Below are 10,348 nucleotides of genomic sequence, written 5' to 3' on the forward strand. Positions count from 1 at the left end.
GGTCATGGCGGTTGGTCAGGCCTTCGTTATACCAACTTGCGCGCGCCGTGAACTCCCAATCAGCCGCCCCTGATCCATCGGACGAAGGTTTGTGTCCCCGCCGAAAGGCTGTCGGGCAGCGCCGAGCGTATGACAGCGCCGAGATATTTCACATATTCGACGACAAGCACGCGCACCACCTGGCCGCGGGCCAGCCAGTCGCCATTGCGCAGATCGCTGTTGACGATGGGGTAGGGGATGAACTCGATCTCCTGCGAGGCGCGCCGCAGCTCCACCAGTGTCCGGGGCATGTGGTAATTGTTGGTGACGACAATGATGCGCGTGTAATGGTTGGCCTTGGCCCACTTGATGCTCTCGGAGGCATTGCCGATCGTGTCGAGCGCCGAGCGGTCGATGTCGACACAGCATTCAAACAGCGTGGCATCGCCGCGCGTTACCCGCTGCAGCTCGCCGCGCTTGGTCGAAGGATGGACCCCGCTGATGAAAAGCCGTTTGCCACGTTTGTTCTTGAGCAGGTCAAGTGCGCCTTCAATGCGCGAATAGCCGCCCGTCAGAACGACGATGCCATCAGCCGGTTCAACCAGTTCTGGCGTCTGCATGGTGCTGACATGATCGCTGAAGACAATGAACCCGCCGAGGAACAGGCCGAGCGCCAGAACGCCGAGCAGGAAGAACGGGCGGGCAACACGCTTGCGCAATGCAGACGCAAGTCCGCGCGGGCGGGCTTCGGCGCCTGCCGGCGGTTGGATGTTGCTGTCGTCCGTGCCGTCCATTTTCTGATCACGCGTTGCCTTGTTCGAGAGTCGTGCCACCGGGAGTGTATAAGCCTTGCCGGCAAACCTCCCATGAATTTTACGTCGTCAAATTGAATCGAAATTGCTCAGGTATCGTGACTGTCGCCTGCGCGCCCGTCGACCTGGCGTAAATGCGCTATGACTGTCATTCGTGTTGTAATCATGGTCAAAACACTGACTGCGAGAATGATCAGCACGACGCCGGTGTAGCCGCCTGACCCGATGGAAAAATTGCCGAACAGGGCTGTGGCCTGATCGGCTTCCGGCGTTGCCAGATTGCGGGACGACCACCAGCCGATGAGCAGAAAGATCAGGATGGCCAGCGCGCCGCCGCACAATGCGCCTTTCAGGGCGGTCCAGAAAAAGTGCCGCTCGAACTGCCGGGCGACGAATTTCTGTTCCGCGCCGATAAAATGCAGCACTTCGATGATGTGACCATTACCGGCCATGGCGCCGCGCGTGGCAAAAATCACCGTGAGAACCGTAGCGGCGATGACCAGCCCGAGCACCGTCATGCCGATCAGCACGGTGGAACGTGCCATGGACACGAGCCGGTCGACCCAGGTGCGGTGATCGTCGAAACTGGCACCCGGGATGTTCTTTACGAGTTCGCTGCGCAGCAAGGCGAAATCCGGCGGGGAGGCCTCGTCGAGCGTAACCACGACCAGCCGCGGAACGGGCAAATCATCGATGTTGAGCCCGGTGCCGAGCCATGGCTCCAGCAGCCGGGCCGTGGCCGCCCGGTCGATGACGCGGGTGGATTTGACCCCGGAAAAGCCCTGTGCAAGCTTGCCGGCCTGAACGAGCAGTGCTTCCATGTCCTGGCCCTCGACCGGACGGATCTGGATGGTGGCTTCGGTCGAAATCTGGCTCTGCCATGTCGCCGCGGTCGACTGGACGAGACTGACCGCCCCGATGGTCAGGCAGGCGAGGAACGTCATGATGGCGATCACGATCATCAGGGCATGGCCGACGACATTGCCGGCGGGCACGATGGGCGCCTGGCTGTTCTTGCCGCGCACAAGCTGGATGGCGCGACCGGTCAGATCCGCGGCCAGCTCCCTGAGGCGGGCGGCGTCAATCATAGATGTCGAGCCTCCCCTGATCGAGAATCATGCGGCGCGCATTGACCTGATCCATCAGGGTAAGATCGTGGGTGGCGATGACCACGGCGGTACCGGAACGGTTCAGCTCGCCGAACAGGCGCAGCAAGCGCCGGGCAAGGGGCGGATCGACATTGCCGGTCGGCTCGTCGGCCAGCAGGATTTCCGGCTGGTCGATCAGGGCGCGGGCAATTGCGGCGCGCTGCTTCTCGCCGCCTGACAGCACCGGCGGCAGCACGTGCATGCGTTCGCCCAGGCCAACCCAGTGCAGCAATTCCTCGACTTCCGCGCGATAGGTAGCTTCCTCCTTGCCGCGCACCCGCAGCGGCAGGGCGACATTCTGGTAGGTCGTCATGTGATCGAGCAGCCGGAAATCCTGGAACACCACGCCGATACGGCGGCGCAGGAGCGGCATTTCCTTGGAGGAGATGGTCGCGATGTCCTTGCCGAAGACGGTGATGAGACCGCGCGTCGGCTTCAGTGTCATGAACAGCAGGCGCAGCAGCGATGTCTTGCCCGCGCCCGACGGGCCGGTCAAAAACTGAAACGAGCGGGGTGAAATATGGAGGCTGACGTCACGCAGAACCTCCGGGCCCATCCCGTATCGCAAACCGACATTCTCAAAACGAATCAAGCTGACTTTCCAAGTTTCTTGTCCACGCGTGTTTTATTCAGCGCGGACGGATTTGACCACCCATCAATCGCTGCATCCGTTCGGCGAAACATTAATTATTGGGCGATAGGCTGCCACAATGATTCGGAGGATCATGACTGCAACATGGCAGAACGACCGGAAAACACGTGATTGCACGGTTTAAAACGATGAGCGGCGAAACAATTTCGCATATTGTCCCCGCGCTCCACTTCGACAAGGGCGGGGCGGAAGACGCAATCTATGAATCCATGTCACCCCCTTCCTCCCGGCAAAGCCTGGACGCACACTTCCCCGTAAACCAGCGCATGACAATTCTCCAAAAGTCGCAGGAGGCGCAGGCGCGCATGCCCGGCTTCGCCTATTGGCTGCTGGTGCTCCTGGTTGCGGCGTCGACGTTCTGGATCTGCGGCGGGCATGTGCTTTTCAGCCAGCGGCATGCCGCCGGTCCCCACATGCCGGGCACGAGCGTGTCTGCACCCGCAGGCAACGCGATCCGTTGACCGGCGCCGATTGACCGGTCGGGAAAACGCTGAGGTTTTGCTTTTCCGGCCGATATCGGGCTATAGAGCCTTTCAAACAGGAAAGGCTCCAGGAGCCTTGCTTATCGGAAAATCAGGAAGAGTTGCATGCCGAAAGTTGGCGAGAAGAATATCGATGTTCTGTTCAGTGCGCAGGAGATCGCCACGCGCAATCTGGAACTGGCACAGGACATTGTGGCAAAACGGTTTGACAACCTGCTGGTGATCTCGATCCTCAAGGGATCGTTCATCTTCGCGGCGGACCTGATCCGCGCCATGCACGATGCGGGCGCCGAGCCTGATGTCGAGTTCATCACCGTGTCCAGCTATGGCAAGGGCACCGAGAGCAAGGAAGTGCGGCTGCTGCGCGACATCGACAGCGATGTGCACGGCCGCGACGTGCTGTTGATCGACGATATCCTGGAATCGGGCAGGACGCTGAAATTCACCCGCGAACTGATGCTGGAGCGCGGCGCGCGCAGCGTCTCCATCGCCGTATTGCTGGACAAGAGCGTGAAGCGGAAAACCGATATCGAAGCGGATTTCAAGGGCTTCGAATGCCCCGACTATTTCGTCGTCGGCTATGGCATGGATGTCGGGCATTCCTTCCGGCAGCTGCCCTATGTCGGTGTCGTCCGGGACTGAGGCTCTAGTGGAACGAATTTGACATTCGCATCCCATTTCACATCACGCGCAGCATGCGAATGTCAGAATCGGACCACTAGCCTCAGTTGAATTTCAGCAGGCGTTCCAGATAATCCTTTTCCATCTGCGGGCTCAGCGCATTGCCGAGCCGCTCGCGGATGGCATCGAGGATTTGCCGGGCGCGCTGGATATCGGCCTGCCCGGGCAGCATGTTCCGGTCCGGCCCGAAATCGGTGCCGTTGTTGGATTTGGACGGCCGTCCCAAGGGGTCGCGGTCACTCTGCTGCGGACCGCCCGGCTTGCCTGCCCGGCCCATGGCCTGCATCTGCTTCATCATGTCCTGTCCGCCCTTGCGCAGGGAATCCAGCGCATTGCTCTGCTGGTCGAGCGCTTGTCCGCCATCAGCCTCCCCGAGGGATTTCCGGGCATCTCCCATGGATTTTCCGGCGTCGCCGAAATCCTTGTTGGGCGTAACGCCCTGGCCGTTCAGATCGTCCATCAGCTGCTGCAGGTCGGATTGCAGCTTGCCCTGGCCGTCCTGCAGGCCCTTCAGCGCCTTGGCGACATCTTCCTCTGACATCTGGCCCTGCTGGCCGTCCTGTCCCATCTGGCCGCCGAACTGGCCATTGTCCTGCATCATGCCATTCTGGCGCTGTTGTTCCAGCCTGTGGGTCTCGTTCATCATTTTCTGCTGGCGCCGCATCAGGTCGCCGAGCTTGTCCATCTGCTGTTTCATCTGGTCGCCCTGGCCGTTCTTGCCCTGGGCCTGGCGCATCTGCAGATTGTTCAGCATGTCGTTGAGCTGCGAGAGCAACTGCTGGGCCTGCTCCTTCGAGCCCTGCTTGGCCAGTTCCTCGATCTGCTTGAGGATGCGGTCGATATCCTCCTGCCGCAATTCGCGGGCATTGGGATCGGGCGCCTGCGCCATGTTGGGATTGCGCTGGGCCTGCTGGGCAAGCTCGCGCATATATTTGTTCATGGCCTTGCGCAGGTCGGCCATGCGCTTGTCGATTTCTTCGGGGCTGGCGTTCTGCTCGATCGCCTGCCGCAGCGCCTCCTGGGCTTCGCGCAGGCTGCGCTCGGCGTCGGACAGAGCGCCGTCTTCGATGCCGCGCGCCACCTGCCACATATAGGCGACGACATCGCGCAGCTGGTCATCGCTCCTGGCAAGGTTCAGCCGGGAACGGATGCTGCGCAGACCCAGATAATGGGCGGGATTCCGGATGGTCTCCTCCGGCCACAGGGTAATGGCATCCAGCATGTTCAGCACATCCGGCTTGGCATTGGCGTTCAGCGCCAGCATGCGCCGCTGTTCCACCACCGCGCGCGCCAGTGGATTGGCAAAGGGACGTTCCGGCATGACAAGGGTCTTGGTCTCGCTCCGGCCTTCCTGCCCGGCATCGTCAACCGCAATAAGCGTCATGCGGATTTCCGACCCGGCCCAGACATGTTCGGTCAGGTCCCGTGTCGTTTTGGTCTCGCCGCCGTCCGCGCCGCGCTTCGGCAGGCTGAGGGGGATTTCCGGGGCCTCGAACAGCGGCCTTGCATCCTTTGCCGTCGGCTGGATCTGCTCGACCTTCGCCTGCGCGCTGGCCGCACCGTAATCGTCCCTGATTTCATAGGTCAGTTCCATCGTGCCATTGACGGCGCTCGATGGTTCCCTGGTGAAGCGGATGGTGGGCGGCTGGTCCGGCAACACGGCAAACGCCCATTCGGAATGCACGGTGCCGTTGTTGATCAGTCCGACTGTGGCGTTGGTATCGAGGGTCAGCTCGAAATTGCGCGGCTGGTCTTTTGCCGGGGCGGCCTCGGCCGTCTTCGCGTCCTGCTTGACCGGAATGTCGGCGGGCTTGCCGTCCGGCAGGGTCTGCGTCACCCGTTCGGTTCCGTTGCCGCCGATGATGCGGATGGTCAACGTGCTGTTCTGCGGGACGGTGAACTGTTTTTCCTGGTCATTGGCCGCCGAGGTGAGGAAAACCGGCGGGCGGCCCGTATAGCGCGGCGGGGTGACCCAGGCGTCGATGCGGGGCGGCAGCGCATTGCTGCTGCCGTGACTCTGGAATGCATCGCCGAGACGTCCGCCGAGCGGACTGCCGGAAAAGGCGAAGGCGATGACGAGAAGCAGCCCGACCACGGCCCGCAGGCCCCAGGGGTCGATTTCCGGGATGTTTGTCCGGGGCAGGCCGGTTTTCAGGCCTCTGATGCGTTCGGCCATGCGCTTGCGGTGCTCGTCCCACAGGGCCTGGGCAAAGGGATCGTCCGTGCTGGTCGCCAAGATTTCCGACTGGACGGCAATCGGCTGGTGATCGAGCGTGTTGACGTCTTCGATGCGGCGACTGACATCGACATGCTCGGGCAGGCGGAATCTCAAAAGGGTATAGAGGCACACCGGAAGCGACAGAACAAACAGTGTCAGCAGACCGAGACGGACGAGATCCGGCATCATGCGGAACAGGCCGAACCAGGCGACGATCACGAACAGTGCAGCGACAAGCAGCAGCGGCAGGACCCGCGGCCATAACCGCTCGAAGGCCAGGGTCAGCCACGCGGACAAGCGGAGCCGATCGATACTCTTGAAAATATCGAACCTGACCCTTTCAGCGTCCCGCCCATCGGGGTGTTGACCGGTCATCCCTGCTCCATCTCGTCACCCTGCGATTCCATCATGACCGCATTGACGCTGGTCAAGAATACCACTCATCGTGGCAAAGGCGAGGCCTTGGCGCAAAAAGCCGTTCACCGTTCTGTGTGCCGGCTGGTTTCAGAGCCAGTCCGGTATGGAATCGAGACCGATGAGTTCCTCATAGGTCGTCCGCGGGCGCACCACATGGAAGCGGTCGCCGCTGACAAGCACTTCCGGCACCAGCAGGCGGGTGTTGTAGGTTCCCGACTGAACCGCGCCATAGGCACCGGCCGTGCCGATGGCGATCAGGTCGCCGGGGGCCGGACGCGGCAGGTCGCGGTCAAGACCGAGATAGTCGCCGGTTTCGCAGACCGGGCCGACGACGTCGCCGCGAATGCGCGGATGCGACGCTGATGGCTCCTTGACCGGACGGATCGTGTGGAACGCGTCATAGAGCGTCGGGCGGATGAGGTCATTCATCGCCGCGTCGACGATGATGAAATTGCGCGCGTCGCCTTCCTTGACGAAGATCACTTCGCTGACCAGGATTCCGGCATTGCCGACGATCAGGCGGCCCGGCTCGAAAATGGTCTTGAGCCCGAGTGGCTTGATATGCCGGGCGACGATGGCCGCATAGGCGTCGGGCAGGGGCGGCGGATTGTTGTCGAAGTGATAGGGAATGCCGAGGCCGCCGCCGAGATCGACATGCTTGATATCGTGGCCGTCGGCCTTGAGGTCGCCGACGAGCTGGGCAAGCAGGGCGAAGGCATCGTCAAACGGCTCCAGATCGGTGATCTGGCTGCCGATATGCATGTCGATGCCGGACACCTTCAGGCCGGGCAGCCGCGCCGCATGGGCGTAGACGGATCGTGCCTTGGCCAGCGGAATGCCGAACTTGTTCTCGGACTTGCCCGTGGAAATCTTCTTGTGGGTCTTGGCATCGACATCGGGATTGATGCGCAAGGACACCGGCGCAATCTTGCCCGCCGCCACGGCGCGGCTGGACAGGAGTTCCAGCTCCGGCTCGGATTCAACGTTGAAGCAATGAATGCCCGCTGCCAGCGCAAAGTCCATTTCGCCCGGCTTCTTGCCCACGCCGGAAAAGACGATCTTGCTTGCGGGAATTCCCGCGGCCAGGGCACGGCGCATCTCACCTTCCGATACCACGTCGGCACCGGAGCCGAGACGCGCCAGGGTCTTCAGGACAGCCTGATTGGAATTGGCTTTCAAGGCGTAGCAGACTAGCGCATCCATTTCGGCAAAGGCCGCGGCAAAGACCTTGTAGTGCCGTTCGATGGTGGCCGTCGAATAGCAGTAGAAGGGGGTGCCGACCGCGCTGGCGATATCGGGAATGCTGACGTCCTCGGCATGGAGAACGCCGTCCTTGTAATCGAAATGATTCACGAAAAATCTGCCTAGATGATGGAGTCGAGGAAAAAGCGCTTGTCTTGAACGGGCGGTCTGGCCGGTTTCGGCTCGCCCGGTGCCGGAGCGGTCACCGATGCGGGCGGCAATTCGAGCGGGCCCTTGCGGCCGCAGGCCGACACCGCGCTGACGATTGCAACCGCCATCAGAATTGTCGTGAGGTAAGAACGGCTTGTCATCGATTTAGATCCTGTCGTCCGAAAGTATGTTGTCCTGTCTAACGCATGGAGGAACGCTTTGCATCCCCCATCGTCGGACTTACGATTTCGTGATGCGTTTTTGCCAGAACCTGATCTGCTTGCGCACCTGTTCCGGCGCCGTGCCGCCATAGGATTTGCGGCTGCGCACGGATTTGTCCACGGTAAGGTAGCCGAACACGGCCTCGGTGATGCCGGGGTGAATGCCCTTGAGGTCATCCAGCGTCAGCTTGCCGAGTTCGCTCTTCTTCTCTTCCGCCAGCGCGACGGCGCGGCCCGTCACGTGGTGGGCCTCGCGGAAGGGCAGGCCAAGCTCGCGCACAAGCCAGTCCGCCAGGTCGGTGGCAGTGGAATAGCCGGAACCGGCGGCCTTTTTCATGGCCGCGGTGTTGATCGTCATGTCGCCGACCATGCCGGTCATGGCGGCTAGAGCGAGCTCAAGGGTTTCGGCCGCATCGAACACGGCTTCCTTGTCTTCCTGCATGTCCTTGGAATAGGTCAGCGGCAGGCCCTTCATGACGGTCAGCAGGCCGACGAGCGAGCCGGTGATGCGGCCGGTCTTGGCGCGCACCAACTCGGCGGCATCGGGGTTCTTCTTCTGCGGCATGATCGACGAGCCGGTGGAGAAGGAATCGGACAGGCGCACGAAGCCGAACTGTGGCGTCGACCAGATGACGATTTCCTCGGCCAGCCGGGAGAGATGCGTGGCGGTAATGGCGGCCATCGACAGGAATTCCAGCGCGTAGTCGCGGTCAGAGACGCTGTCGAGCGAGTTGCGCGTGGGTTCGCGGAAGCCGAGTTCCTTCGCCGTCATGTGCCGGTCGATGGGGAAGCCGGTTCCCGCCAGCGCGGCGGCGCCGAGCGGCGATTCATCCATGCGCTCGATCGCGTCCTTCACCCGGCTGAGATCGCGGCCGAACATTTCCACATAGGCCATGCAGTGATGGCCGAAGGTGACGGGCTGCGCGGTCTGCAGATGGGTAAAGCCGGGCATGAGGGTTGCCGCATGTTCCTCGGCGCGCTTCAGGAAGGCCTCGATCAGCTTTTTCAGTGCGGTTGCCGTGCGCTGGAATTCTTCCTTGACCCACAGGCGGAAATCGACGGCAACCTGATCATTGCGCGACCGCGCCGTGTGCAGGCGGCCGGCCGGTGCGCCGATCAGTTCGGCAAGACGCGACTCGACATTCATGTGAATGTCTTCAAGTTTGCGTGAGAAAACGAACTTTCCGCTTTCGATCTCTGACAATATCGTGTTCAGGCCCTTTGCGATCTTGTCGTGGTCGTCCGCCGCGATTATGCCGGTTTTCGCAAGCATGGCTGCATGGGCAAGTGAACCGCGAATGTCCTGGGCATAGAGTTTCTGGTCAAACCCGATGGAAGCGTTGATTTCTTCCATGATGGCGGCCGGACCTGAGGCGAAACGGCCTCCCCACATTTCGTTGCTGTTTTTCTTGTCGGACATTGTAAGCCTTGGGTAAACCGGGGTGGATAGACGGAAAGTGTAAGATATGGACAACGGCAACGAAACACAGAAAACCACTTCAGGCGGCAGCAGGAAAATTATTGTTCTTGCCGCGCTCGCAGGCATAGTCGCCGGTGCGGTTGGGGTATACGTGATGGAGCGGCCTTCTGGCAATATTGTTGCCGGAACAAACACGACCGATCAATGCACCGCCAAGACCGATACGGCGAGGAAGATCGATGCCGCCGCCACGGGCGCCGTCGCCGCCATGCGCGGGGCTGAGAAGCCGCAATCCATGTCCGCACTTTCCTTCACCGGCCCCGACGGCAAGCCGATGCGGCTGGCGGATTTCAAGGGCAAGACGGTCCTGGTCAATCTCTGGGCCACCTGGTGTGCGCCCTGCCGCGAAGAGATGCCGGCGCTCGATGCGCTGCAGACCAAGAAGGGCGGCGACAATTTTCAGGTCGTGACGATCAATATCGATACGGGCGATGACCAGAAGCCGAAAGGTTTCCTGGCGGATATCGGCGTGAAATCGCTGGCGCTCTACCGCGATCCGACCATGGGCGTGTTCAATGAGCTCAAGCGCAAGAACCTGGCGTTCGGCCTGCCGGTGACGATGATCGTCGACAAGGAGGGCTGCCAGATTGCCGCCATGAACGGTCCGGCGCCGTGGGAAAGCGATGACGCCGTGCGTCTGATCGATGCGGCCATAGCGGCGCAGTGATTGCTTGAAATGCGGCGGGGCGTTGCCACGCCCGCAGTCGCGTCTGGCTGTTGAGAAGGTGGGGCAGAGCTGCGGTGCGTGGTTCGACAGGCTCACCATGAGGGAATCCAGTGCTCTGCAAAATGCAACCTCCCTCATGGTGAGCTTGTCGAACCACGCACAATGTTCCTGCAAAAAAACCCGCCGGGATTTTCATCCG

The 10,348-nt window shown here is 61.4% G+C and carries 10 protein-coding genes; 3 read left to right on the plus strand and 7 right to left on the minus strand.

Going from position 1 to position 10,348, the window contains the following annotated elements:
• Positions 1-59: 59 nt before the first annotated feature.
• From RDL77_RS14795 to ftsE, 3 genes are all read right to left on the minus strand, one after another.
• Positions 60-773 (minus strand): YdcF family protein, encoded by a 714-nt coding sequence (locus RDL77_RS14795; RefSeq protein WP_288193528.1) that lies wholly within the window; start codon positions 771-773, stop codon positions 60-62.
• Positions 774-880: 107 nt separating this feature from the next.
• Positions 881-1,879: an ABC transporter permease gene (locus tag RDL77_RS14800; protein ID WP_288193529.1), complete on the minus strand. Its 999-nt coding sequence runs from the start codon at positions 1,877-1,879 to the stop codon at positions 881-883.
• Positions 1,872-2,495 (minus strand): cell division ATP-binding protein FtsE, encoded by a 624-nt coding sequence (gene ftsE, locus RDL77_RS14805; protein WP_245421113.1) that lies wholly within the window; start codon positions 2,493-2,495, stop codon positions 1,872-1,874. The genes RDL77_RS14800 and ftsE overlap by 8 nt, the downstream gene beginning before the upstream one ends.
• 362 nt (positions 2,496-2,857) lie before the next feature.
• On the opposite strand from ftsE, the gene RDL77_RS14810 reads away from it, so the two are divergent.
• The gene (locus RDL77_RS14810; RefSeq protein ID WP_288193532.1) at positions 2,858-3,052 is read left to right on the plus strand and encodes a hypothetical protein; all 195 of its coding nucleotides are present in this window, start codon (positions 2,858-2,860) and stop codon (positions 3,050-3,052) included.
• Positions 3,053-3,178: 126 nt separating this feature from the next.
• Positions 3,179-3,715, plus strand: coding sequence for a hypoxanthine phosphoribosyltransferase (gene hpt, locus RDL77_RS14815; protein ID WP_223613550.1), 537 nt, complete (start codon positions 3,179-3,181; stop codon positions 3,713-3,715).
• Positions 3,716-3,797: 82 nt separating this feature from the next.
• Here the strand turns inward: hpt and RDL77_RS14820 are convergent, their stop codons facing one another.
• From RDL77_RS14820 to argH, 4 genes are all read right to left on the minus strand, one after another.
• Positions 3,798-6,347, minus strand: coding sequence for a TIGR02302 family protein (locus tag RDL77_RS14820; protein ID WP_288193534.1), 2,550 nt, complete (start codon positions 6,345-6,347; stop codon positions 3,798-3,800).
• Between the two features lie 129 nt (positions 6,348-6,476).
• Positions 6,477-7,742 carry a diaminopimelate decarboxylase gene (gene lysA / locus RDL77_RS14825; RefSeq protein WP_288193536.1) on the minus strand — a complete coding sequence of 422 codons (1,266 nt, stop codon included), beginning with the start codon at positions 7,740-7,742 and terminating at the stop codon, positions 6,477-6,479.
• A gap of 11 nt (positions 7,743-7,753) precedes the next feature.
• Positions 7,754-7,942, minus strand: coding sequence for a lipoprotein (locus RDL77_RS14830; protein ID WP_223613547.1), 189 nt, complete (start codon positions 7,940-7,942; stop codon positions 7,754-7,756).
• 79 nt (positions 7,943-8,021) lie between these two features.
• Positions 8,022-9,422, minus strand: coding sequence for an argininosuccinate lyase (gene argH, locus RDL77_RS14835; RefSeq protein ID WP_288193537.1), 1,401 nt, complete (start codon positions 9,420-9,422; stop codon positions 8,022-8,024).
• Between the two features lie 46 nt (positions 9,423-9,468).
• On the opposite strand from argH, the gene RDL77_RS14840 reads away from it, so the two are divergent.
• Positions 9,469-10,149, plus strand: a complete 681-nt coding sequence (locus RDL77_RS14840; protein ID WP_223613545.1) for a TlpA disulfide reductase family protein — start codon at positions 9,469-9,471, stop codon at positions 10,147-10,149.
• Positions 10,150-10,348: the final 199 nt, after the last annotated feature.

Source organism: uncultured Phyllobacterium sp. (assembly GCF_902479695.1).
In the GTDB taxonomy this organism is placed as follows: domain Bacteria; phylum Pseudomonadota; class Alphaproteobacteria; order Rhizobiales; family Rhizobiaceae; genus Phyllobacterium; species Phyllobacterium calauticae.